The organism is Caballeronia grimmiae (assembly GCF_000698555.1).
Classification (GTDB): Bacteria; Pseudomonadota; Gammaproteobacteria; order Burkholderiales; family Burkholderiaceae; genus Caballeronia; species Caballeronia grimmiae.
On the sequence record NZ_JFHE01000015.1, the window covers coordinates 96,811 to 119,125 of the forward strand.

Below are 22,315 nucleotides of genomic sequence, written 5' to 3' on the forward strand. Positions count from 1 at the left end.
CCGAGCATGTCCACTTCGCGAAGTTACTTCGACGATCTTTATCGCAACAACGATGATCCCTGGCGGTATCGCACAAGCTGGTACGAGCGGCGCAAGCGCGACCTCGTGCTCGCTTCACTGCCGCGCGAGCGATATGAATCAGCCTTCGAACCGGCCTGCTCGAACGGAGAATTATCCGCGATGATCGCTCGCCGATGCACGCGCCTGCTCGCATGCGACGTCAGCGAGGCGGCCGTGCGCAGCGCAAGCGAGCGCCTCGCGGATACATCGAACATCGCGCTGGAACAGCGCGCCGTTCCCGACGAATGGCCAACCGACGCACGCTTCGATCTGATCGTCATCAGCGAACTTGCGTACTATCTTTCGCCCGAAGCGACTGCGACACTCGCACGGCATGCATCGACTTCTTTGAGCGATAACGGCACGCTCGTCGCATGCCATTGGCGGCACCCATTCGAAGGCAAGCTGCAATCTGCTGAGGATATTCATGCGACCTTCGACGCCGCGTTTCATGGCGTGCGCATCGTCCAACATGCGGAAGCCGACTTCATCCTCGACGTGTGGTCGAAAGACGGGCGTTCGATCGCACAGCGCGAGGGCATCGCATGATCGGCATTGTGATCCCCGCGCATAACGAGGAAGCCTTTCTTGCTGATTGCCTCGAAGCGGCGCAACGCGCAGCCGCACATGCCGCACTGCTCGATGAGACCGTTGAAATCATCGTCGTGCTCGACAGTTGCAGCGATGATTCGATGTCCATCGCGCAGTGTTTCGACGTGCACGTGCTGGCGCTCGATGCGCGCAATGTAGGACGTGCGCGAGCAGCGGGCGCGAACTTCATGCTGGAGCGCGGTGCGCGCTGGCTTGCCTTCACGGATGCCGACAGCCGCGTCGCGCCGGACTGGATCGTCGAGCAGCTCAGGCTGGAGGCGGATGCCGTGTGCGGATGCGTGACCGTCGATGACTGGAGCCTGCACGAATCGGCCACGCGCGAGGCTTTCTATCGCGGATACACGCATGCGGACGCGCATCGGCATGTGCATGGCGCGAACCTCGGTGTATCGGCGCAAGCGTATCGGCGGGCAGGCGGCTTTCCGCCGCTCGCATGCAGCGAAGACGTTGCGCTAACCTTGAAACTGGCGGAGACCGGCGCACGGATCGCATGGAGCGCGGCCCCGTGCGTCGTGACGAGCGCGCGCACTGCATCGAAGGCAAGAGGCGGCTTCGGCGATACGCTCGCCGCGCTAGCGGAACGAGAAGCGCAAGAAGTGCTTGCAGAAGCGGCCGCGGTGACGAACACGCAGCGCGAGGAAGCCTGAGCGAGCGCCGGACGTCGCTCATGAATCTTTGATGACAACCAGTAGATCGCGCGTTGTCGGTATGCAACTTGCCTCCATCTATGAGTCCAGACTACGGCATAACGACATGAAAAAGATTGACGCAGATACCGGCGCCCGTGACAACCAGACTGCGGAAACCAGCTTCTCTGCATACGCTGAACCGCTCGTCGGCGATGCCATAGCCGAAGCCGCAACCCTCGAATCCGCTGCCGATGCAGAGAAGCTGCATAAGCTGCGGGTCGCGCTTCGTCGCTTGCGGACACTGATCTGGGCATATGGTCCGATGCTCGATTCGAAGTTCGGTACGCAACAGCGGGCGATCTACAAGTTTCTTGCGAACGCCGCTGGCAATACACGCGACTGGGACATTCTGATTCAACTCGTCGAAGCAACGGGCGAGCACGATGCGGCGGAATCCTTCAAGCAAGCTCGTGCCGAGGCATCGCAAAGAAGCCTGGCGACGCTTTCCCATGCCAATGTGAAGCAAGTGCTGCGCGAAGCGGTGAGCGAGGCGAATCGCGAACTGAACACGGCGGCGAAGCGGACGCCGCTGGTCAAATTCGCGAGAAAACGCGTCGCCACGGCTCAGAAGCAACTCGAGAAGCGGATGCACACGGCTTCCAAAGCCAGCCGCAATGACTACGCGTCGTTTCATGAGGTGCGCAAGGCGGGTAAAAAAGTACGTTACCTGGTTGAATTTTTTGGGCCGTTGATCGGAAAGAAGCAACGCAAAGGCCTCAAGGATCTTAAGCGAATCCAGAAGCGCTTTGGCGCGCTCAATGATGTCGTCGCTACGCTGGATTTGCTGCAGCAACATCGTTCGTCACCGGTCGATGGCGCGGCAGCCGAAAGAGCGCTGCATGCGTTGCATAAGGAACAGAAGCGTCGATTCAAGGCGGCTGCCAAGCTGCTTTAGGCGGCTCGACGTCAGACAGGAGAACATCTTGACTCTGCAACTCGTGATATCTAATTCGCTACCGCCGATTGTCCGCTCGATGTCGACGCCAGACGATGAGCCCGCGGACGCCGACAGCGACGACCTCGACGATGTGCTCGACGAGACCGGCGCAGTGACGAACCGCAGCGACGGCAAGACGGGCACCGACACGGAAGCCGAGCCTAATCGCAAGTCTTGACCGTCAACGCGGCATCGCCACCGCCTGCCGCACTTCCGCCGCCCGCACGAATTTGCCGGCACCCAGATGATGAATCGTATGCAAGTCTGCATTCGATTCATCGATGGTCCAGTGCCCGTTCGCAAATACGCGCGCATCCGCTGCCGCTGCCACGACCTCCGCGAAACACGTGTCGTAAGCCTGCTCCGTGTGCGGCTCGCTGATTAGCCGGCATTCCAGCCAGGCCGCACAGCCGCTCTCGATGAGCGGCACCTTCAATACCGGTCCCTTCGTCGATTGAATTTTGAATGCATCGAACTTGTCGATGTCGCGGCCGCTCGTCGTTCCCACGGCATAGGCAAGGTCGATCAACGCCGCGCCCGGCACGCATACGCCGAATGTGCCACTTGCCGCGACCAGTTCGCGCGTGAAGGTGTTCTTGTCGATCACGATAGCGATACGCGGCGGCGTGAACTCGACGGGCATCGACCAGGCCGCCGCCATGATATTGCGCCGATCGCCGTGGGCGCTCGTGACGAGGACGGTCGGACCGTGGTTGATCAAGCGGCTGGCGTGTTCGAGTGCGACGGGAAGAAAGTGAGTCATGGAGAAATTGGCCAGAAATGTGGAGACGCGAGATTGTAGGCGCCCGCTGAAACGCCTTGACAGACACTCTTACGATATATATCTTTAGATATGTTTTACGACAATCTAAGGACCCTCATCATGAGATCTCACCATTTTGGGCGGGATGGCAAGCCCGGCGGACACCATCATCGTCGGCATTTTGAATTCAACTCGCCCTTCGCTCTTCCGCACGTCGCGCACGCGCTCTGGGGCATGATCGGGCGGCATCGGCATGGCGGCGGCGGACGTTTCGGCGGCGGCGGTGGCCCGGGCGGCCTCGGCGGATTCGGGGACGGCCCCGACGACATGGGCGGCATGCCGCGCAGCCGCAAGTTCTCGTCGGACGACCTTCAACTGCTGCTGCTGGCGATGCTCGAAGAAGCGCCGCGTCACGGCTACGAGCTGATCAAGGCGCTGGCTGACCGCTCCAACGGCTTCTATACGCCGAGTCCCGGCATGGTGTATCCGGCGCTGACGTATCTCGAAGAACTGGGCTACGCAACGGTCGAACTCGAAGGCAACCGCAAGCGTTACGCGCTATCCGACGGAGGCCGTGAGTACCTTGCCGCGAATCGCGAACGCGTCGACCTGATGCTTGCAAGACTTTTGCATTTTGCACGCAAGATGGACCTCGTGCGTCGCGCCTATGCGGGCGAAGAACCAGACGAAGCAGCCGCCGGTTCAGGATGGGCGCCCGAACTGGTCGCCGCCCGCCGCGCCTTGAAGCGGGCTTTGCTTCTGCGCACCGAGGCATCGCAGGATGAACAGCGCCGTATCGCGGAGATACTCGCGCGTGCGACGGCGGAAATCGAACAGGGCGACGCACGCCCGCAGGTCTCAGGGACAACCCGATGAACGATTATTCCGTCAAGGAGCGGCAGGACCGCCCCCATCTCGAAGTCACGCGCGTGCGCCATGCGCTCAAGTTCCGGTTGCTGCAAGTAACCCGCGTGCATGCGCTCAACCCGCGTTTCGTCCGGGTGACGCTGACCGGCGAGGCGCTCGCGGATTTCGAAAGCGCGTCTTTCGACGACCACGTGAAGGTTTTCTTCCCGCAACCCGGCGAGACGATGCCCGTTGTTCCCGAGGCGGGTCCCGATGGTCCCATATTCGATCCGGCAAAGCCTCGCCCGATTTCGCGCGATTTCACGCCGCGCCGTTTCGATCGCGAAGCGCTCGAACTGGATATTGAATTCGCTTTGCACGATGCCGGCCCGGCGACGGCGTGGGCGTCCCAGGCGGCGCCGGGCCAATTTCTTGGTATCGGCGGTCCACGCGGTTCCTTCGTGGTGCCTACGCACTTCGACTGGCATCTGCTGATCGGCGATGAAACCGCGCTGCCTGCCATCGCGCGTCGCCTCGAAGAACTGCCCGAGGGCACACGCGCAGCCGCGCTGATCCAGGTGGCCGATCCTTCGTCGCGCATTGAACTGCACTCCCGCGCCAATCTGTACGCGCAATGGTGCTATCGCAACGACGACGGGCATTCGAACGACCTGCTGCTTGCGTTGCGCGAACTCTTCTTGCCCGACGGCGACGGCTACGTCTGGGCCGGCGGCGAAGCGACGCTCATGCGCGCAGTGCGCCAGTTGCTGTGCAACGAGCGAGGCATCGACAAGCGACGCATTCGTGCGTCGGCCTATTGGAAGCGCGGCGAGCAAGGCGTGCATGGGACGATCGAAGACTGATTCAGTGCGTTCATCGGAGAAGAAGAAGGCGTCCGATAAATTAAACTGATGGCTCGACGTCATCTCTTTCGAGCGAATGGACAACCGCGAACTGCTCAATCTGGCGTACCTGCGCGCATTCAGGCTCGTCGCCCAAACCGGCAGTGCGACGCGCGCCGCAGCCGCACTATTCCGGGCGCAATCGGCGGTCACGCGCTCATTGCAAGAACTGGAAGCGGCGGTGGGCGAAACCCTGCTCGAGCGCCGTCCGTCAGGCATGTTGCCTACGCCCGCCGGACGCGCCGTGCTGCTGCGATGCGAGCGCATCTTCTCCGAACTCGAAACACTTGCGCAATGGTGCGCCGCGCGGCAGTCGCGCCGGCGTTCGGCATCGGGTAATGCGTTGCCGGCGTTTCTGTTGAATACGCGGCGGTTGCAGTTGTTTTCCGCACTCGCGCGTCATCGGCATATGCCAAGCGCAGCGCAAACGCTCGGACTGAGTCAGCCCGCAGTGAGCAGTGCGATTCGCATCATGGAGACGGGCGCGGGCATGCAGTTGTTTCACCGCAGCCCGCGCGGGCTGTTGCTGACCAGCGAAGGCGAGACTTTCGTACTGCACGTGCGTCGCGCGCTGAATGAATTGCGCCATATTCCCGACGATCTCGCTGCTTTGCGCGGCACGATTCAAGGCTATGTGACGGTCGGCGCGCTGCCGCTTGGCCGGACATTGATCTTGCCCGGCGCGATTGCGCGCGTCGCGGCGCACTATCCCGGTGTGCGCATCGCAACCGACGAAAGCGCCTATGAACCGCTCGTCGCCGGATTGCGAGCGGGCGATATCGATTTCGTTCTTGGCGCGCTCAGAGCGAACGATGCATCGAGCGGCCTCGCGAACGAACGGTTGATGTCCGAAGACATGGTCGTCATCGCGAGGCGGGATCATCCGCTGGCGCGCGTTCAAGCGCTAACGCTGAAAGAATTGATCTCGGCGCAATGGGTTTTGCCACGCAGCCATGCGCCGGCGCGCGGCATGTTCGAAGCGCAATTCAGGCGGCTCAAACTCAAACCGCCGATGCCGACTGTCGAGACGGCGGATCTTGCCGTCATTCGCGGACTGCTCGCGCATACGGACATGCTGGCGGCAGTATCCGCCCAGCAGCTGCACTACGAATGCGAAGCGGGACAACTCGTCGTACTCGAAATTGCAATGCAAAACACGCGTCGCGATATCGGCCTCACGGTACGCGCGGGCAGCACGCCCTCACCGGCCGCGCGCGCATTGATCGATGCAATCCGGCTCACCGTCGATGAGTTGCGGCATACGTCGGGCATCGCCAATCGGATGACGCACATCGCATAGACAACGCGGTGGCGCTTAGCCGACCCATAATTTGTTCGACGGATCGGGAATAAAATGCCAACGCGCTTGTTCTCTCTCTGAAGGAGCGCGCCTGCAACCGGCTGCGACGGGCAACGAGCGACGGATTGAGCATGGATATCCGCAATGACCTGATGGAGCATGTGCCACGATTGCGCCGCTATGCGCGGGCGCTGCTGACCAATCGCGAGCTCGCCGACGATCTCGTACAAGACACGCTCGAACGCGCGCTCTCGCGAAGCCGCACGTTCGAATACGGCACTGACCTGCGGGCGTGGCTTTTCACGATCATGCACAACGTCTTCGTCAATCAGGTGCGGAAGGCTTCGGCACGCGCGGTGCATGTTTCCGTCGACGATGAAGCCTTTGGCGAAACCGAGCTTGCCGCATCGGGCGGCCAGTTGCATTCGCTCGAAGTGCGCGATCTCGACTATGCCTTGCAGCGTCTTCCAGCGGAACAGCGCGAGGTCGTCCTGCTCGTCGGACTCGAAGAAATGAGCTACGCCGAAGTGGCGAACGCGCTGAGCGTGCCGATCGGCACAGTCATGTCCCGGCTCTCGCGCGGCCGCGAACGGCTGCGCTCCTTGATGGCGGGCGCCCAGCCCGGAGCGAAACTGAAGGTGGTGCGATGAGCGAGCAACCGACTGCAATCAGCGAAGAAGACATTCACGCGTATGTCGATGGCGCGCTATCGTCCGAGCGCCGCGAGCAAGTGGAACGTGCGATTGAACTCAATCCGGCGCTGGCTGCGCGCGTGAGCGATTATTTCTCGCTGAACAACATGTTCCATGAGCGCTATGACCGGGTGCTCAATGAACCGATACCGCCTCGCCTGCGGGCGTTGGAAAACAAGCGGCGCGCATGGAGCGGCGCTAACTGGCCGCAATTCGCCGCCCTTGCTGCGACGCTCGTGCTCGGCATCGGCATCGGCGTTGGCACTGGTTCGTATTTGCCTTGGGCCAATTCATCGCGGGTTGATACGGTCGCCGCCGACACGAGCGAAACGATGGCGCGCGAAGCCGCGCTCGCGCATGTGGTCTATATGCCGACGGTCGATCGTCCCAGTGAGATCGGCAAGGACCGGGAACACGACTTCGTGCAGTACTTGTCCAACAAGCTCGGAACCGATGTCCATCCTCCGATGCTGACGAAGAGCGGCTTTCAGTTGATGGGCGGCCGCATTCTGCCCGGAGAGGACGGCCCGATGGCGCAGTTCATGTACCGCGACGCAAAAGGCGAGCGCGTGACGCTCTGCATATCGCAGCGCAAGACGAGCGCCAACACGACTGCATTCAAGCTCTATCAGGATGGGCCTGTGAGCGTGTTCTACTGGGTCGACGGCGCGTTTGGCTATGCGGTGTCAGGCGGTATCGATCGCAAAGTCATGCTCGAACTCGCGCACGATGTCCACGCGCAACTGGCTGAAACGACGCCGGGCTGAGTCGTCTCTGCTAACCTTGAGCGTATTGAAAGCCCCGATACGCCATGAACGATCACGTGCAGTTCGCCGAACTCAATTGCGGCGCTTATCCCCTGAGCATCGGATATCAATGGATCAACGGTGATCGTTCCGATGCGCCCGTCGTCCTGTTTCTGCATGAGGGCCTTGGCTCGATTGCGCTTTGGAAAGACTGGCCGCAGTCTCTATGTGATCGGCTCGGATGCCGTGGCCTCGTCTATTCACGCCCGGGCTATGGACGCTCGACACCGCGTCCGGCGGGCGAAAAATGGCCGGTCGACTTTCTGCATCTTCAGGCGCAAGTGGTTTTGCCTGCATTGCTCGATGCGATTGGCTTCGACGATGCCGAACGCAGGCGCATGTGGATCGTCGGACACAGCGACGGCGGCTCGATCGCCCTGCTGTATGCAAGCGCGTTTCCCGACGCGCTCGCTGGCGCAGCTGTGCTCGCGCCGCATACATTCGTCGAAGCGATGACGGTCGATGCAATCTCGCAGACCAAAGTCGCGTATGAATCCACTGACTTGCGCGCAAGACTGGCGCGCTACCACGATGACGTCGACTCCGCTTTCTATGGATGGAACGATGTGTGGCTCGACCCCGCGTTTCGTCACTGGGACATTGCGGCAGAGCTTGCATCGATCCGGCGGCCCTTGCTTGCCATTCAGGGCCATGACGACGAATACTCCACGATGGAGCAGATCGACCGAATTAAGGCACATGTACCGCACATTCAACTCGCCAAGTTGCCGGATTGCGGTCACTCGCCGCATCGTGACGCCGCCAGCGCGGTGAACGACGCGATCGCCGATTTCTTCAACGCGCATCAGGCAAGCAATTGGCTACAGCGTTAAAGCCGAAGCGCTTTGACCACTACTCGAAGGAGAACTGCATGTTGCTGACCGATGAAGAACTCGCCCGCCTGCAACCCATCGCGCCGTTTCTACAGAGTGAAGCGCGCACGTCGCTCGAAGCGGAGGCAGACTATGAAATCGTGATGGAACTGGAAACTCATCTCCAGCCCGGTTTGCGTGTGCGCGGAACCGAGTCGCCAGCGACGACAGCCGATCCGGACGCCCCGCCCTATCCCGTCGACTTGTTCGTGGGCCTGCCTCTCGAGGAGCTGCGTGCACTTGCCAATGCAAACGACAAAGAACGCGACGATGCAATCGCCCGCTTTGGCGCAACGTTTTCGCCGCGTCTTCTCAGGGCCATCGCGAAGATGACGCCTCATCAGATCGATCTCGATGCGGGCGTTCAGAGCGAAGCAGGCACCCTCTCGGTCATTCTGGAAGCGAGCGACGGCGAGTAGGTTTCCACTCCGTATTTACCCGCGGCGCGCTTGTATCGCGCATATCGATTCGCCTTGCATTGTTATAATTCTCTCATTCCACGACTAGAAGCTAACACCGCGGCGACGCGTTGCCAGACTGCGAACTCAATGGCCAAGACCGACCGCCTCCGCACGCTCGCAAGCGCGCTAGAAAAACAAAACGTCTTGCGCCTGCGCGACGCGGCGGCTTTACTGGGTGTATCCGAAATGACCGTTCGCCGGGACATCACGGCGAATCCCGGCCAGTTCACTTATCTTGGCGGCTATATCGTCAGCGCAGCGGATTTACCGAATGCTGCGGGCTATACCATCGACGAGGAAAAGGATCATTTCGCGCAAGCAAAGGCCATTGCCTCTGGACACGCGGCTAACCTGCTCGTGGATAGCGAGACGATCTTTATCGATTGCGGCACTACGCTGATCACGCTGGCGCGACAGATTCCCGCCGACATGCATTTGACGGTGGTTTGCTATTCCCTCAACGTGGCGGAAATTCTGAGGCGCAAGCCCAATGTCCGCATGATTCTGCTGGGCGGCGTGTACGTGCCTTCGTCTGAATCGTTCGCAAGCGATGAAAGCGGCGAGACGCTAAGGCGCATGGGTATCAACAAGGCTTTCATGTCGGCGGGCGGCGTGGACGAAGCGCGCGGCGTCACCTGCTGGAACTTTCACGAAGTCGCGATCAAACAGGCTGCAATGGCAAGCGCCGTTGAACGGCATCTGGTCGTCGATTCCAGCAAGCTCGGCAAAGTCAAAGCCGTGCGCTTCTCTCAGCTTTCAGAATTCGATTCGATCATCACCGAGCACGGACAGGATTTACGCAAGCGCGCCTGAGGTTCTACTGTCGGCGCCCCAGTGCGAACAACGTTCCCGCGACGAGAATGAACGCGCCAATGATCACCTTCTGCCAGGTGCTCGGCACACCCACGAGAATCAGTACGCTATTGATGAGCGTAACGAGCACGACACCCAGCAGCGTGCCGATCACCGTCCCCGTGCCGCCGGTAATGCGCGCGCCGCCGAGAATGACGGCGGCGATCACATCCAGCTCCGTGCCGACGAGATCGAACGGATTCGCGAGCCGGTTCGTCGATACATGCAGGATGCCCGCCACGCCGGCAAGCAAGCCGGTATAGCCGAAGACGAAAAGATGAATCGCGCGGAGGTTATAGCCGAGACGTTCGGCAATGGCGAGGCTGCCGCCCATCGCGTAGACGCCTCGGCCCATCATCGTTCGGTTGAGCAGCCACCATGTGACGATCGCCGCGATCACGAGCGCGATCACCGATACCGGCAGCACCGCGCGCAAGCCATCGGCCGTGTGATAGAAAAAGAGCGGCAAGCGGCCGAACGTATCCATGCTATGCGGAATGTTCATGAAGAACTGCGTGCCGACGAAGGTCAGCAGCAAACCGCGAAACAGATACTGCGTACCGATGGTGACAATCAGCGAGGGCGCCTTCAGCCGGTGCACCAAGATGCCGTTCACGATGCCGAGCAGTACGCCGCCGACCGCGCCGGCGAGCAGGATCAACGCGAACGGACATTCGGGCCACCACGCAAATACGGCCTTGGTGATGGAATACATCGTCAATGCGGCAATTGCAGTGAACGACACGTCGATGCCGCCCGAGGCGAGCACCACGAGCGTTCCGAGCGCAAACAGCGATACGGTGGTCGCCGAATGAAGCATGTCGAACAGCGTCGCGAACTGGAAGAAGCGCGGATTGAGGCCACCCACGACAAGACAGGTCACGACGATCAACCCGACCGTGAACCATTCAGGATTGCGCATCAGTTGCGCATACAGATTGCCCTTGCGCACACGCGGCGCGACTTCGCTCGGCTGTGCCGTCATTGTCTCGCTTCCTGCGCGCCGGATAGATTCACTCATGCTCATGCTGCCTCAGAAAGTAGCGCGTGATAAAGGTCGGCCTCGTTCAATGTGTCCGCACGATACTCGTTCGCAATCCGGCCTTTCTTCATCATCAAAATGCGGTCGCAGTTCTGCAGCAGTTCGGGCAGGTCATCGCTGATCAGCACAATGCCGATACCTTCCTTCGACAGCCGCTGCATGATTCGGTAAATGATGTCCTTCGATCCGACATCGACGCCTACCGTGGGCCCGTGCAGCACCAGCACGCGTGGATCGATGGTCAGCCAGCGTCCGATCAGCACGCGCTGCTGATTGCCGCCAGAGAGCGATTGCACCGGCTTGTCGACATCGGGCGTGGCGATCTGCAAGTCCTTCACCGTTCGCTCGGCAAGCGCCTGCGCACGCTTGCGATCGATTTGACCGAAGCGGTCCCGCAGGCTCGAAATCATCGCGGTGACCACGTTATCGCGTATCGGCTTGTCGAGGAACAGGCCTTCATTCAGGCGGTCTTCGGGCACATAGCCGATTCGCTGCGCCTTCGCGTCGGCGGGCGAGTGCAAGCGCACGCGCATGCCGTCGAGCGTCACGACGCCGCTATCCGCGGGCGCCACGCCAGCCAGCGCGCGCGCCAGTTCATTGCGTCCGGAGTCGAGCAATCCCGTTACGCCAAGTATTTCGCCTTTATGCAACGCAAATGACACATCCGCGAATTGCCCCTTACGTCCCAGGCCTTTCACGTCGAGCACCACTTGCGAAGCAACGCTATCCCCTTCGCCGCGATAACGCTCCGTCGAGAGATGCTTGCCCGTCATGAGCTCGCTGATCTGCGCTTTCGTATAGTTTTCGATCGGGCCTTGTGCCATCTTCTGGCCATCACGCAATACGATGACTTCGCCGCCGATCGCATAGCATTCGTCCAGCTTGTGGCTCACGAACAGCACTGCAACACCTTGCGCACGCAGCTTCGCGAGCACGGCGATCAGATTGTCGACTTCCTTTTGCGTGAGCGAAGTCGTCGGTTCATCCATGATGACGAACTTCGCCTCACTGGCGATGGCGCGTGCAATGGCGACAAGTTGACGCGTCGCAAGCGGCAACTGTTCGATCAACGTTCCTTGAAAACTCACGTCGCCTGGCAGACCTACGGCTTCGAGCGCGCGTGCAGCGGTGGCGGCAAGCGCGCGGCGATCGAACGTGCGTGCAAGCTTTCCGGCATGCTCCGCGAGTTCAGACGTCAATGCGACGTTCTCGGCCACACTCATGTTGGGCAGCAGCGACAAGTCCTGATAGACCGTCTCGATGCCCGCCGACAATGCTTCCAGCGGCGACAGCCGCGCATGGCGCACGCCTTCTATGACGAGTTCGCCTTGATCCGGGGGTTGCGCGCCCGAAATAATCTTGATGAGCGTGCTCTTGCCGCAGCCGTTCTCGCCAAGCAGGTGATAGATCTGCCCGCGCTCGAATGCGAGCGACACGCCGCGCAGCGCATAGACGCCGGTAAAGCGCTTATGAATATCGACGACTTCGAGGAGCGGTGTCTCTTTTGTCATGGCGTAGGATTTCGCGCGGCGCGTGAGTGACATACACGCGCCGCAAGCATCACATCAGAACGGATATTGTTTGTAGTTCGTCTTGTCCACATCCACCCAGCCGGTGCCGCGCACGATCACGCCTTTACCCGGCCCCTTGCTGACGGTGACCTTGTTGTAGCCGGGCACGCCGAGGTCAGCGCCGTTCTGCACCGACTTGCCATCGACGAGCATTTGCGCGACCTTGTTCATCGCGATGCCCGCAAGCTTCGGGTCCCAGAACGCGATGCCATTGATTGCGCCGCTTTCGAGGAACTTGCCTGCTTCAGTCGGCAAGCCGGTTCCATAGACACAGATCTTGCCGACCTTGCCCGCCTCTTCCACCGCGCGGCCGATGCCGATCACGTCCAGCGACGACGAGCCCTGGAAACCAGTGAGATCGGGATGCTTGCGCAACACTTCCTTGGCGACCTGATAAGCGCGCTCACCGTCGTTATTGGTTTCGAGCTTCGGCTCGACCAGATCCATCTTCGGATACTTGGCCTTTGCATTGCCGATGCCGCCGTCCGCCCATTGCACTTGCGAGCGGCTTCCGAGCGAGCCGACCAGCACCGCCCATTTGCCTTGCTGCCCCATGCACTTCGCGAGCCGCTCGTTCAGGCCTGCGCCATAGGCGGTATTGTCGAATGCTTCAAGATCGACCATCGTGTTCTTGGCGTTGTCCGCTTCATGCGTAACGACCTTGATGCCGCGATCCATCGCCTTCTTCAATGCAGGTTCGAGCGTCGGCGGATCATAAGGAACGACTGCAATCGCGGTCACTTTCTTCGCGATCAGGTCTTCGATGATCTTGAGTTGCTGCGCGGCATCCGCACGACCGGGGCCCGTCTGATAGACGCTGATATTCGGGTTTTCCTTGCCGAACTCTTTCACGCCGTCATCCATGCGATTGAACCAGTTGATGCCCGTCACCTTGACGACGGTCACGATGGTTTCGTTGGTCGCGGCCTGCGCGGCTGCGATGGCTCCTGCGGCAAGCGCGATCGCCGTAAGAGCCGTGCCGAATTTTTTGAGCTTCATTGCGCTGTCTCCTTTATGTTTCGAATAGATCTCGATTGGTCTTTTGAAGCAATCACACGGCAAGTATCAGCGTCCCGTCGATGCAGGCGGCGGTGGAACCTTCGTAGTAGGCGCGGCGCCGCCGATGCCAAAGATCGCGCGGACGCGTTCGCCACCCGCAAAAGCAAGCGACGCCAGCAACAGAAAACCCCAGGCGCAATCGCCAAAGAACTGCGAGACGCCAAGCAGATTGAACAGGCTCGACAGGAATTGCAGCACGGTTGCCGCGAGAAACACGCAGACGATGCGGCCATAGCCGCCCGCCGGATTCACGCCGCCCATGACCGCGATCAGAATGGCAATCAGAAGATATGAATTGCCATAGTCCCATTTCGCGCTGGACGTATGCGTTGCACTGATGAGACCCGCTAGCGATGCAAGCACGCCGCACATGCCATACGTGAGAATCAGCATCCGCGCGCGCGGAATGCCGGCATAGAAAGCCGCTTTCGGATTCGTGCCCATCAGGTACAGCCGCAAACCGAACGGCGTGCGCTTCAGGATCCAGCCAAGCAAAATAACCGCTGCGATGAAGATCCACAGCGAAATGGGCACGAGCAAGAAGACGCCATTGCCGATATTCGATAACGCATCGACATATTCGACGCGCACCGATGCGCCGTTGCTCAACACCACCGCAATGCCCGTGAAAAGCAATTGCGTGCCGAGCGTGCAAAGAATGGGCGTGAGTCGTAGCTTCGCAATGACGACACCGTTGAGCAGGCCGCCGATCAGGCCCATGGTCACGACGACGCCTATGAACACGGCGGTATAGAGCGCGGGAGAATCGTCGGCGGAAACCATTTGCGGCAACAGCAACGCCGCGACCATGCCTGAGAGATTCGCAAGCCCGACACCCGACAGATCGATGCCGCCATTTCCCGACACCATCGAAAGCATGATGCCGAGCGCGAGCAAGCCGAGTTCAGGCAACTGGCCGCCCATCGACTGCAAATTGTCGATGTCGAGAAACTGGCCATGCGACAGCCACGTCGCGATGACGATGACAAGCAGGTTCACGCCGACGAGGAAATTGAACTGCCGGTCAGCGAGCCACTTCGACGCCTTCATTGCACAACGCTCCTTTCGGCGAGCAACGCATTGATCTCTTCGAGGCGCGGCATGGAAGGCGCGGTGCCGGCCCGTGTCACCGATATGCTCGCGAGCGCGCAGCCGAATCGCACCGCGTCGATCGGGCTATCGCCGCGTGCGAGCGCCGCTGCGAAGCCGCCGGTGAAGCCATCGCCTGCACCTGCCGTTTCAACCACACGCCCGCAATCGAAGGCCGGCACGAGCACCGATTGGCTCGCCGTGTGCAGAAGCGCACCCGCTTCACCCAGCGTAATGATCGCGGCGCGAGCGCCTTTGCTCAACAGAATGGCCGCCGCGCGTCGTGCATCATCGACTGATGAAACCGCGATGCCGGTCAAAGCGGCCGCTTCCGTTTCATTAGGCGTGATGTAGTCGCAAAGCGGATAGATATCGTCAGAGAGCGGCAATGCGGGCGCGGGATTGAACACCGTCGTCACGCCATGCTTTCTTGCGAGCTCGAGCCCGCGTCGCGCAGCCGGAATGGGCTGTTCGAGTTGCGTGACGAACACGGCCGCACGCGCGATGTCCGCTTCGATCGCGTCGACATCCTGAGGACCCAGCGTGCCTGCCGCGCCCGACGCAACGATGATTGCGTTGCCGCCCGTGTTCTCATCGACATAAATATGCGCGGCGCCGGTGGCCGCCTCGTCGATGACAGTGGCGCGCGACGTAATGCCTTCCGCAGCCCACGTCGCTTGCGCGATCTTGCCGAACGCATCGTTGCCGATGCGCGTGCAGAAGATCACGTCCGCCCCTGCGCGTGCGGCCGCAACGGCCTGATTCGAACCCTTGCCGCCCGGCCCCATTGCAAACGCGGACCCTGTCACCGTCTCGCCGAGCAAAGGCATGCGTTGCGCACGAAACGCGAGGTCGGTGACGTAGATGCCGAGAATGACGACGCTGCCGCTCATCGCGCATCCCCTTGTGGTGCATCGGGCGCGAGTTGCACGCCCTTCTTGAAGATGAAGCAGCCGTAACCGCGCGCTTCGCCTGTCGCAATGACGCAATAGGCTTTCTTTGCTCGCTCATAGAAAGCGAAGCGTTCGATAGGTGCAAAGTCCAGCGCACGTCCTTCGGCCTCGTTCACTTCGCGTTGCGCTTCCTGCTGCACGGCGGGCAACGCGGATGAATCGCCGACGACTTCCATGCGGCCCGCGGGATCATCGACGAAAGTATCCAACGGCAATACCGACAGCACTGCGCGCACGACGCGCGGTGCATTCGCGCCATCGACGCGCAACAGCTTTCCAAGCGCCGTTTGACGCGCGACGGAATCCGCCGGGAAATTGGCGTCGCAAACCACGACTTCATCGCCATGCCCCATCGCGGCAAGCGCGTAAAGGATGTCGGCGTTCAACAGCGGATCAATGTTCTTCAGCACAGTGTCTCCTCCATGCACAGGCGTGTTTCGTTTGAAATCTGCGCCCAATGAACTCTCTCGACTAATGCCTTAATCAATCGCCATAAGGCACCCAGATGTTCTTGACCTGTATCGCCTGGCGCATGAACGGCAAGCCTTCGCTCGACGCATCGTGCCAGTCGAAGACGCGACCCTGATCGACGAAGGTCCGCTTGAGATTGCCGACCGACTCACGTTCGACCATCGCCGACAGCGCCGCGCCATGAAAGCACCAGAGCGCATCGACATCGTCGTGCTTCGCGAGCGTTTGCGCCAATGTCTTCGCATCGCCAGTGACGATGTTGAGCGCCCCGCCCGGTACGTCCGATGTTTCCGCTACCTGATAAAAATCCGTCGCCATGAGCGGACAGGTCTCACTCGGCACCACGACGACACGATTGCCCAGCGCAAGCGCAGGTGCAATCAGTGAAACGAAACCAAGCAAAGGCGCTTCATCGGGGCACACGATACCAATCACACCCATCGGCTCATGCATGGCCAGCGCGACCCCGTGTAGCGGCGGCGCATGCACCGCGCCATCGAACTTGTCGGCCCATGCAGCATACGTGAAGAAGCGCGCGATCGATGCTTCCACTTCGCGTTCGGCGTCACGCTCATTCAATCCGGCGCGCGAAAGCAGTTGCCGAGTGAATTCGTCGGCACGGGCACTCAAATTCTCTGCAAGGAAATAGAGCACCTGTGCGCGATTGTGCGCAGTCGACGATGACCACTTCGTCATGCCTCGCGCTGCACTCACTGCATCGCGAATATCCTTGCGACTTCCTTCGCTCACTTCTCCGACGATCGCGCCCGACGGTGCGCGCACCAACCGCGAATAGCCACTGTCGGGACGCGTCTGCTTGCCGCCGATATAAAGCTTGGCCGTGCGGTCGATTGCACTGACACTGCCAGTGTCGCCAGTCGAGCCGGTTTGTGCCGGAAGCGCTTTCGTTTCGTCGCGTACCGGCAGCTTGGCCCAGCCGCGCGGCTTCAGATATTCGTAAATGCCCTCGCGTCCGCCCTCGCGCCCGAAACCCGACTCGCGATAGCCGCCGAAGCCTACGGCAGCATCGAACAGATTCGTCGCATTGATCCACACGACGCCGCATTGCAGGCGCGGCGCGACGTCCAGTGCGCGGCTGATGTTCTCGCTCCATACGCTCGCCGCAAGCCCATAGCGCGTATTGTTTGCAAGCGCGACCGCTTCTTCCGGCGTGCGGAAGCTCATCGTGACGAGCACCGGCCCGAATATCTCTTCCTGGGCGAGCGTCGAAGCGGGAGCGACATTCGTGACCAGCGTCGGCGGAAAGAATGCGCCGCCTTCGGGCAATGCAAGACGTGACGGCTGATGAATCGCACAGCCTTCGCTTTGGCCCCTGGCAACCAGCGCACGGATGCGTTCGAGCTGCACGTCATCGACGATCGCGCTCATGTCGACGCCCTTGTCGAGCGAAGTTCCCACGCGCAGCGTATCCATGCGGCGCTTGAGCTTGTCGATGAAACGCGCTTCTATGCCTTCCTGAACGAGCAGACGCGAACCCGCGCAGCACACCTGTCCTTGATTGAACCAGATCGCATCGACCACGCCTTCGACGGCGGAGTCGAGATCGGCATCGTCGAATACGATGAACGGCGACTTACCGCCCAATTCGAGCGTGAGTGACTTTCCCGATCCCGCGGTCGTTGCGCGGATATGCCGGCCCACTTCCGTCGAGCCCGTGAATGCGATCTTCGCAACGCGAGGATGTTCGACGAGCGCCGCGCCCGTTCGACCGTCGCCCGTCACGACGTTGAGCACGCCCTTGGGCAAGCCCGCGCGGTGCGCCAGTTCGGCAAACAGCAACGCAGTCAGCGACGTATATTCGGCAGGCTTGAGCACGACGCAATTGCCGAGCGCAAGTGCAGGCGCGATCTTCCACGCAAGCATCAGCAACGGAAAATTCCAGGGCACGATTTGCCCGATCACACCGAGCGGGGCCCAATCCGGGAACTCGCGATCCTGCAACTGCGCCCATCCCGCGTGATGCAGAAAGTGCCTTGAAACAAGGGGGATATCGATATCGCGCGACTCGCGGATCGGCTTGCCGTTGTCCAGCGATTCGAGCACGGCAAAGAGCCGGCTATGTCTTTGGACCATGCGCGACAACGCATACAGATGCCGTGCGCGCCCGGCTCCGCCAATGCCTTGCCACGACTCGAGCGCGCCGTGCGCGGCCTCAACGGCCGCATCGACGTCGGCGCTCGCGCCTTGTGCAATCGATGCGAGTATGCGGCCCGTCGCCGGTTCGCGCGAATTGAAGCGCTCGTCATCGGTTCCATCGCGCCATGCGCCGTTGATGAAGTGACCGAACCGGCCGGCGTGTTCGTCGATCCATGCGCGCGCGGCGCGGTCGTCTTCCGGTGCGGGTCCGTATTCCATCGAAGAAAAGTATTCGGCTACGCTCATGAGCTTTCTGTTTGAGTGCTTGATTCAAGCGACCGGATGACGATTGAACGCCGAATAGCGCCCGCTCACATGATGTTCGAGTTGCCGCTCGATATCGGCAAGCAGGCTCGAAGCGCCAACGCGAAACAAGTCAGGCTCGAGCCAGGCGCGCCCCAGTTCTTCTTTCATGAGGATCTGGTACTGAAGCACTGACTTGGCTGTCGAGACACCGCCCGCCGGCTTGAAACCGACTTCAACGCCGGTGCGCGCGAGGTACTCGCGAATCATGCGCACCATGACGAGCGACACGTCGAGCGTGGCGTTGACGCCTTCCTTGCCGGTTGACGTTTTGATAAAGTCCGCGCCGGCCATCATGCAGATCATCGACGCCTTCGCGATATTGGACAGCGTACGAATGTCGCCCGTGGCAAGAATCGCTTTGACATGCGCATCGCCGCAAGCCGCGCGGAAGTCGCGCATTTCGCTATAGAGCGCTTGCCAGTTTCCGGTCAGCACATGTTCGCGGGTAACGACGATGTCGATTTCCCTGGCACCATCCGCAACCGATGCCTCGATTTCCTTGAGCTTTAGCGCGTGCGGATTCAGTCCGGCGGGAAAGCCCGTCGATACAGCCGCGACCGGAACGCCGCTGCCTTCGAGCGCATCGACGGCCGTCTTGACGAAGCGGTGATAGACGCAGACCGCGCCGGTCGTGACGGGCTGAGCGGACATGCCGAGCGCATCGAGCAAGTCGTCGCGCACAGGACGGCGCGCTTTGGCGCAAAGGCGTTCGACGCGCGCGGCGGTGTCGTCACCGCTTAGCGTCGTCAGGTCGATGCAGGTAATCGCCTTCAGCAGCCACGCTGCTTGCGCGTCTTTCTTGACGGAACGGCGCGCGCCGAGCGCTGACGCCCTTCGCGATACGGCTGCCTGATTCACGCGGAGGCCGTCGAGCCACGAGAGATCGAAAGGCACGCCCGAATTGCGCGCGCTGGCGTGAGACTGCGCTCTGCCAGGCCAGGCCACGACGGACTTCGAAGCTGTTTCCACCATGAGATCGTCTGATTACACGCTAAGCGGCGCGCAATACGTTTTGATAAGTTGATCGCAGTCTAACGCAGAGTTGTTACGATCGTAACATAGGGAAATCGCGGAGACGCGCCGTGATTGTTCATATAAAAGCAGCGTTCAACGCGCCGGTGCGGCAGCATTTATTACCGCGTGGAACGCGTCTAAATGCTGTGTTATTCTCGACTACACCGTGCTAACTCGCGCGACCGCAGTGAGTTTTGAGTAGGTTTTACCGCTCGAAATCGGGTCAAGTACGCGCGCCATCTGCCGTTAAAAAAGGCAGTGCACTGAGAAAACTTTCTCCCTTGCGGTTCAAGGTCAATCGTCAAGCCGAACACGGCGGGCATCCCACCACCGAAGCATTTCGACACACCGCGGACGCCAAGCGCTCCGACATACATCAAGGGCCGCCTTTGCGACCCGTCCAGGATTTGCCAGATGAAACCGGTAAGGAATCTTTTGCGGTCACGCTTTGGCCGCTTGTTCGTTTATGGCTTGACCGTCGCTGCTGTGGCTACCGCCGCGACTGTTTTCATCTGGCGTCACAATGCGGCCGTGCCGCAGCATGAATCCCTGGCGCTGCCGGGCGTGGCAAGCGAGATGCGTGCAGATACGACGCCCTGGACGCATCGCGAGAAAGACGTGTCGCAGTGGATGGCCGATATTCGCGCCAACGAAGTCACTGCCATTGGCGTAAGCCGCGACGCCATTCTCGTGTCGACCCAGCGCGGCGAAAAATACTATGTGGCCGACCATAACAGTTCGTTCTCGAACGCGCTGTTGATCGGCGATCTGAAATCAGGTGCGAAGGCCCCTTATCAACTGGTCTGGCTGCCGGACGCAAACGTGCAGACCGGAATGGCGCGCTGGGCCGACAACTTCGATCGTCTGCGCGATGTATTGAGCGTGCTGCTGCCGGTGCTGATGGTCGGCGGCCTCGTGTGGTTCATGCGACGTGAGATGCGCGGCGGTGCGCAATTGCTTGCGAAGTCCCCGACGATGCGCTTCGGCGATGTCATCGGCGCGGGCGAAGCGAAGGCCGCGCTCGCCGACGTGCGCGCGTGGCTCACGGAACCCGCGCAATTCACCGGCATGGGCGTGCGTGCGCCGTGCGGCATCCTGATGACGGGCGGCCCCGGTGTCGGCAAGACGCGCCTCGCGCAAGCCCTCGCGGGCGAGTGCGGCGCGAACTTCATCGCGATTACGGGCAGCTATTTCAGCGCGAAATATTACGGCGTCGGCATCCAGAAGGTGAAGCACCTGTTCGAACTGGCGCGCAAGAACGCGCCGACCGTGATCTTCATCGACGAAGCGGACGGCTTGGGCAAGCGCACGGATACCGGCGGCGGGCCGGTCGAAGCTGAAAGCAACCGCATCATCAATCAGTTGCTTGCGGAGATGGATGGATTCGCTTCGAACGAAGGCGTGATCATCGTTGCGGCGACGAATCATCCGGATAACCTCGACGAAGCGCTGCGTCGCCCCGGCCGCTTCGATAGAACCATCCAGGTGCGTCTGCCGGATATCGAGGACCGTGAGAAGATCTTGCGCTTCTATGCGGCGAACTTGAGAACCAAGGCCAGCGATATCGACTTCACCCAGCTCGCGCGCCTTACGACGGGTCTTTCACCGGCCACGCTCGCGATGATCGTCAATCAGGCAGGACTCGTCGCGCGCAAGGCAGGCGAGAAGGAAGTGGCTGCGGAGCATTTCGTCGAAGCGATCAAGATTGCGCGCATCGGCGATATCAACGGCGCCGAGCGGGCCTTGTCCGATGATGAACGCACGCGTATTGCCATTCACGAAGCCGGTCACGGCCTCGTCGCGGCATTGCTCGATACGGGCGTGCTCGAAGAAGTCACGATCTTGCCGCGCGGCGGCGCATTGGGCGTGGCGCTCATCACCAAGAAGCAGGACAAGCATCTGTATCGCGAGACAGAGTTGCGCAATGAAATTCAAGTGCTGCTCGGCGGGCGCAATGCGGAACTGCTTATGTTCAATGAAGCATCGAGCGGTGCGGCTCAAGATTTGCAGGAGGCGTCGCGAATCGGGCTCGATATGGTGTCGAAGTTCGGCTTCAACACGGACGGAAATCTGTTCAGTCTTGCCGCCCTGCCCCAGCAAGTCGCGGGATTGCAGCTCAAATCGGCGATCGAGCATGCGAACGAACTTCTGCACGATCTGAACGACGCATGCTTCTCGCTGCTGAAGGCGAATGAGCCGGTGTTGCGCGCAATTGCCAATCAGTTGCTCGAATCGGAGACGGTGCCGGGCGAAAAGGTGTATGCGTTGATTCGCGAGCATGCGGCGGCTCGGAAAGCGATCGCAGATATCGACGAAATCGACGAGGCGCTCGCGGCATAAAAGAGACGTCCGCTTGCAGCCTTCGCGTTGAGCGCGTATTGGTGATGGTCCGTGTTCGTTCGACGAAGGCGGCCATCTCATGCCGGAACAGATCACCAAATACCCGGACGTGACGCTTCGGGTCTTGAAAGGCGCCGGAGCGGCATGCGGCGACGGCGCGCCGCAAAAGATCCTCAAGCAATGCCCCGCTGACCGCTTCTGCTCGCTGCCTACCGGCGAGATATGCGTCTATGGTGTCGCTGAAATTCCCACTATGACGCAAATCGATACACGCGAGATTGCCGCAGTCGTATCGCCACGCTTCACATTCGATCGAATCGAGCTGCTATCACTAAGCGGGCTAGGCGTCGTGCTTCTGCTGATAGGGTTAATACTGGGTTTCGCGGCAGGCAAATACTCAAGGAAGCGACAGTTCTAGCTCTCGGTTCGTCATCCTGATTGATGAACGCGAAGCGCACGACCCCATGCGTCAATGCGCTTCACCTCGACCCCGGTTCGGCGCACCCGCATGCGCGCCTTGC

At 60.7% G+C, this 22,315-nt stretch carries 23 protein-coding genes; 14 read left to right on the forward strand and 9 right to left on the reverse strand.

The annotated features are described in order from the left end of the window. Positions 1–6 precede the first annotated feature (6 nt). From BG57_RS17130 to BG57_RS32625, 4 genes are all read left to right on the forward strand, one after another. Positions 7–609 (forward strand): SAM-dependent methyltransferase, encoded by a 603-nt coding sequence (locus tag BG57_RS17130; RefSeq protein ID WP_035966439.1) that lies wholly within the window; start codon positions 7–9, stop codon positions 607–609. Further along, positions 606–1,319, forward strand: a complete 714-nt coding sequence (locus BG57_RS17135) for a glycosyltransferase family 2 protein (protein ID WP_081850926.1) — start codon at positions 606–608, stop codon at positions 1,317–1,319. Before BG57_RS17130 ends, BG57_RS17135 begins: the two co-directional genes overlap by 4 nt. A 106-nt stretch (positions 1,320–1,425) precedes the next feature. Next, the gene (locus BG57_RS17140; RefSeq protein ID WP_035966444.1) at positions 1,426–2,256 is read left to right on the forward strand and encodes a CHAD domain-containing protein; all 831 of its coding nucleotides are present in this window, start codon (positions 1,426–1,428) and stop codon (positions 2,254–2,256) included. 28 nt (positions 2,257–2,284) lie between these two features. Beyond that, positions 2,285–2,476 carry a hypothetical protein gene (locus BG57_RS32625; protein ID WP_152562626.1) on the forward strand — a complete coding sequence of 64 codons (192 nt, stop codon included), beginning with the start codon at positions 2,285–2,287 and terminating at the stop codon, positions 2,474–2,476. A 3-nt stretch (positions 2,477–2,479) separates the two neighbouring features. Here the strand turns inward: BG57_RS32625 and BG57_RS17150 are convergent, their stop codons facing one another. Then, complete coding sequence (locus tag BG57_RS17150; RefSeq protein WP_035966445.1) at positions 2,480–3,061, reverse strand: flavin reductase family protein; 582 nt, start codon at positions 3,059–3,061, stop codon at positions 2,480–2,482. Positions 3,062–3,181: 120 nt separating this feature from the next. Here BG57_RS17150 and BG57_RS17155 point away from each other — a divergent pair, with 120 nt between their 5' ends. The 8 genes from BG57_RS17155 (at position 3,182) to BG57_RS17190 (ending at position 9,753) form a co-directional block, all read left to right on the forward strand. Then, entirely contained in the window at positions 3,182–3,937 is a 756-nt protein-coding gene (locus BG57_RS17155) for a PadR family transcriptional regulator (protein ID WP_035966446.1), read from the forward strand. Next, on the forward strand, positions 3,934–4,770 hold the full coding sequence (locus BG57_RS17160; RefSeq protein WP_035966447.1) for a siderophore-interacting protein: 837 nt from the start codon (positions 3,934–3,936) through the stop codon (positions 4,768–4,770). Before BG57_RS17155 ends, BG57_RS17160 begins: the two co-directional genes overlap by 4 nt. A 76-nt stretch (positions 4,771–4,846) precedes the next feature. After that, positions 4,847–6,109, forward strand: coding sequence for a LysR family transcriptional regulator (locus BG57_RS17165; RefSeq protein WP_035966455.1), 1,263 nt, complete (start codon positions 4,847–4,849; stop codon positions 6,107–6,109). A gap of 131 nt (positions 6,110–6,240) precedes the next feature. After that, complete coding sequence (locus tag BG57_RS17170) at positions 6,241–6,759, forward strand: RNA polymerase sigma factor (protein WP_035966456.1); 519 nt, start codon at positions 6,241–6,243, stop codon at positions 6,757–6,759. Further along, positions 6,756–7,568 (forward strand): anti-sigma factor family protein, encoded by an 813-nt coding sequence (locus tag BG57_RS17175; RefSeq protein WP_035966457.1) that lies wholly within the window; start codon positions 6,756–6,758, stop codon positions 7,566–7,568. Before BG57_RS17170 ends, BG57_RS17175 begins: the two co-directional genes overlap by 4 nt. Before the next feature lie 44 nt (positions 7,569–7,612). After that, entirely contained in the window at positions 7,613–8,440 is an 828-nt protein-coding gene (locus tag BG57_RS17180) for an alpha/beta fold hydrolase (protein ID WP_035966458.1), read from the forward strand. Positions 8,441–8,478: 38 nt separating this feature from the next. Then, positions 8,479–8,898 (forward strand): hypothetical protein, encoded by a 420-nt coding sequence (locus BG57_RS17185; RefSeq protein ID WP_035966459.1) that lies wholly within the window; start codon positions 8,479–8,481, stop codon positions 8,896–8,898. Positions 8,899–9,027: 129 nt separating this feature from the next. Continuing rightward, entirely contained in the window at positions 9,028–9,753 is a 726-nt protein-coding gene (locus tag BG57_RS17190; protein WP_035966461.1) for a DeoR/GlpR family DNA-binding transcription regulator, read from the forward strand. A gap of 4 nt (positions 9,754–9,757) precedes the next feature. Here BG57_RS17190 and BG57_RS17195 read toward each other — a convergent pair whose 3' ends face one another. The 8 genes from BG57_RS17195 to deoC form a co-directional block, all read right to left on the reverse strand. Then, complete coding sequence (locus BG57_RS17195) at positions 9,758–10,777, reverse strand: ABC transporter permease (RefSeq protein ID WP_229753995.1); 1,020 nt, start codon at positions 10,775–10,777, stop codon at positions 9,758–9,760. 38 nt (positions 10,778–10,815) lie between these two features. Next, positions 10,816–12,345: a sugar ABC transporter ATP-binding protein gene (locus tag BG57_RS17200; protein ID WP_035966502.1), complete on the reverse strand. Its 1,530-nt coding sequence runs from the start codon at positions 12,343–12,345 to the stop codon at positions 10,816–10,818. Positions 12,346–12,399: 54 nt separating this feature from the next. Continuing rightward, complete coding sequence (locus BG57_RS17205; protein WP_035966463.1) at positions 12,400–13,404, reverse strand: autoinducer 2 ABC transporter substrate-binding protein; 1,005 nt, start codon at positions 13,402–13,404, stop codon at positions 12,400–12,402. Between the two features lie 66 nt (positions 13,405–13,470). After that, complete coding sequence (locus BG57_RS17210) at positions 13,471–14,514, reverse strand: ABC transporter permease (protein ID WP_035966464.1); 1,044 nt, start codon at positions 14,512–14,514, stop codon at positions 13,471–13,473. Then, a complete protein-coding gene (rbsK, locus tag BG57_RS17215) occupies positions 14,511–15,446 on the reverse strand; it encodes a ribokinase (RefSeq protein ID WP_035966465.1) in 936 nt (311 codons plus the stop codon). Before rbsK ends, BG57_RS17210 begins: the two co-directional genes overlap by 4 nt. After that, a complete protein-coding gene (locus BG57_RS17220; protein ID WP_035966467.1) occupies positions 15,443–15,916 on the reverse strand; it encodes an RbsD/FucU family protein in 474 nt (157 codons plus the stop codon). Before BG57_RS17220 ends, rbsK begins: the two co-directional genes overlap by 4 nt. Positions 15,917–15,989: 73 nt before the next feature. Next, positions 15,990–18,380 (reverse strand): aldehyde dehydrogenase family protein, encoded by a 2,391-nt coding sequence (locus tag BG57_RS17225; RefSeq protein ID WP_035966468.1) that lies wholly within the window; start codon positions 18,378–18,380, stop codon positions 15,990–15,992. Positions 18,381–18,404: 24 nt separating this feature from the next. After that, positions 18,405–19,412, reverse strand: a complete 1,008-nt coding sequence (gene deoC, locus BG57_RS17230) for a deoxyribose-phosphate aldolase (protein WP_035966469.1) — start codon at positions 19,410–19,412, stop codon at positions 18,405–18,407. Between the two features lie 456 nt (positions 19,413–19,868). On the opposite strand from deoC, the gene BG57_RS17235 reads away from it, so the two are divergent. After that, positions 19,869–21,794, forward strand: coding sequence for an AAA family ATPase (locus BG57_RS17235; RefSeq protein ID WP_035966471.1), 1,926 nt, complete (start codon positions 19,869–19,871; stop codon positions 21,792–21,794). Between the two features lie 79 nt (positions 21,795–21,873). Next, positions 21,874–22,212, forward strand: a complete 339-nt coding sequence (locus tag BG57_RS17240; protein WP_035966472.1) for a hypothetical protein — start codon at positions 21,874–21,876, stop codon at positions 22,210–22,212. Positions 22,213–22,315 lie beyond the last annotated feature (103 nt).

Coding starts and splice junctions, on each gene's coding strand:
- BG57_RS17130 (WP_035966439.1), top strand. CDS start 7: ATGTCCACTTCGCGAAGTTACTTCGACGATCTTTATCGCAACAACGAT.
- BG57_RS17135 (WP_081850926.1), top strand. CDS start 606: ATGATCGGCATTGTGATCCCCGCGCATAACGAGGAAGCCTTTCTTGCT.
- BG57_RS17140 (WP_035966444.1), top strand. CDS start 1,426: ATGAAAAAGATTGACGCAGATACCGGCGCCCGTGACAACCAGACTGCG.
- BG57_RS17150 (WP_035966445.1), bottom strand. CDS start 3,061: ATGACTCACTTTCTTCCCGTCGCACTCGAACACGCCAGCCGCTTGATC.
- BG57_RS17155 (WP_035966446.1), top strand. CDS start 3,182: ATGAGATCTCACCATTTTGGGCGGGATGGCAAGCCCGGCGGACACCAT.
- BG57_RS17160 (WP_035966447.1), top strand. CDS start 3,934: ATGAACGATTATTCCGTCAAGGAGCGGCAGGACCGCCCCCATCTCGAA.
- BG57_RS17165 (WP_035966455.1), top strand. CDS start 4,847: ATGGACAACCGCGAACTGCTCAATCTGGCGTACCTGCGCGCATTCAGG.
- BG57_RS17170 (WP_035966456.1), top strand. CDS start 6,241: ATGGATATCCGCAATGACCTGATGGAGCATGTGCCACGATTGCGCCGC.
- BG57_RS17175 (WP_035966457.1), top strand. CDS start 6,756: ATGAGCGAGCAACCGACTGCAATCAGCGAAGAAGACATTCACGCGTAT.
- BG57_RS17180 (WP_035966458.1), top strand. CDS start 7,613: ATGAACGATCACGTGCAGTTCGCCGAACTCAATTGCGGCGCTTATCCC.
- BG57_RS17185 (WP_035966459.1), top strand. CDS start 8,479: ATGTTGCTGACCGATGAAGAACTCGCCCGCCTGCAACCCATCGCGCCG.
- BG57_RS17190 (WP_035966461.1), top strand. CDS start 9,028: ATGGCCAAGACCGACCGCCTCCGCACGCTCGCAAGCGCGCTAGAAAAA.
- BG57_RS17195 (WP_229753995.1), bottom strand. CDS start 10,777: ATGACGGCACAGCCGAGCGAAGTCGCGCCGCGTGTGCGCAAGGGCAAT.
- BG57_RS17200 (WP_035966502.1), bottom strand. CDS start 12,345: ATGACAAAAGAGACACCGCTCCTCGAAGTCGTCGATATTCATAAGCGC.
- BG57_RS17205 (WP_035966463.1), bottom strand. CDS start 13,404: ATGAAGCTCAAAAAATTCGGCACGGCTCTTACGGCGATCGCGCTTGCC.
- BG57_RS17210 (WP_035966464.1), bottom strand. CDS start 14,514: ATGAAGGCGTCGAAGTGGCTCGCTGACCGGCAGTTCAATTTCCTCGTC.
- rbsK (WP_035966465.1), bottom strand. CDS start 15,446: ATGAGCGGCAGCGTCGTCATTCTCGGCATCTACGTCACCGACCTCGCG.
- BG57_RS17225 (WP_035966468.1), bottom strand. CDS start 18,380: ATGAGCGTAGCCGAATACTTTTCTTCGATGGAATACGGACCCGCACCG.
- deoC (WP_035966469.1), bottom strand. CDS start 19,412: ATGGTGGAAACAGCTTCGAAGTCCGTCGTGGCCTGGCCTGGCAGAGCG.
- BG57_RS17235 (WP_035966471.1), top strand. CDS start 19,869: ATGAAACCGGTAAGGAATCTTTTGCGGTCACGCTTTGGCCGCTTGTTC.
- BG57_RS17240 (WP_035966472.1), top strand. CDS start 21,874: ATGCCGGAACAGATCACCAAATACCCGGACGTGACGCTTCGGGTCTTG.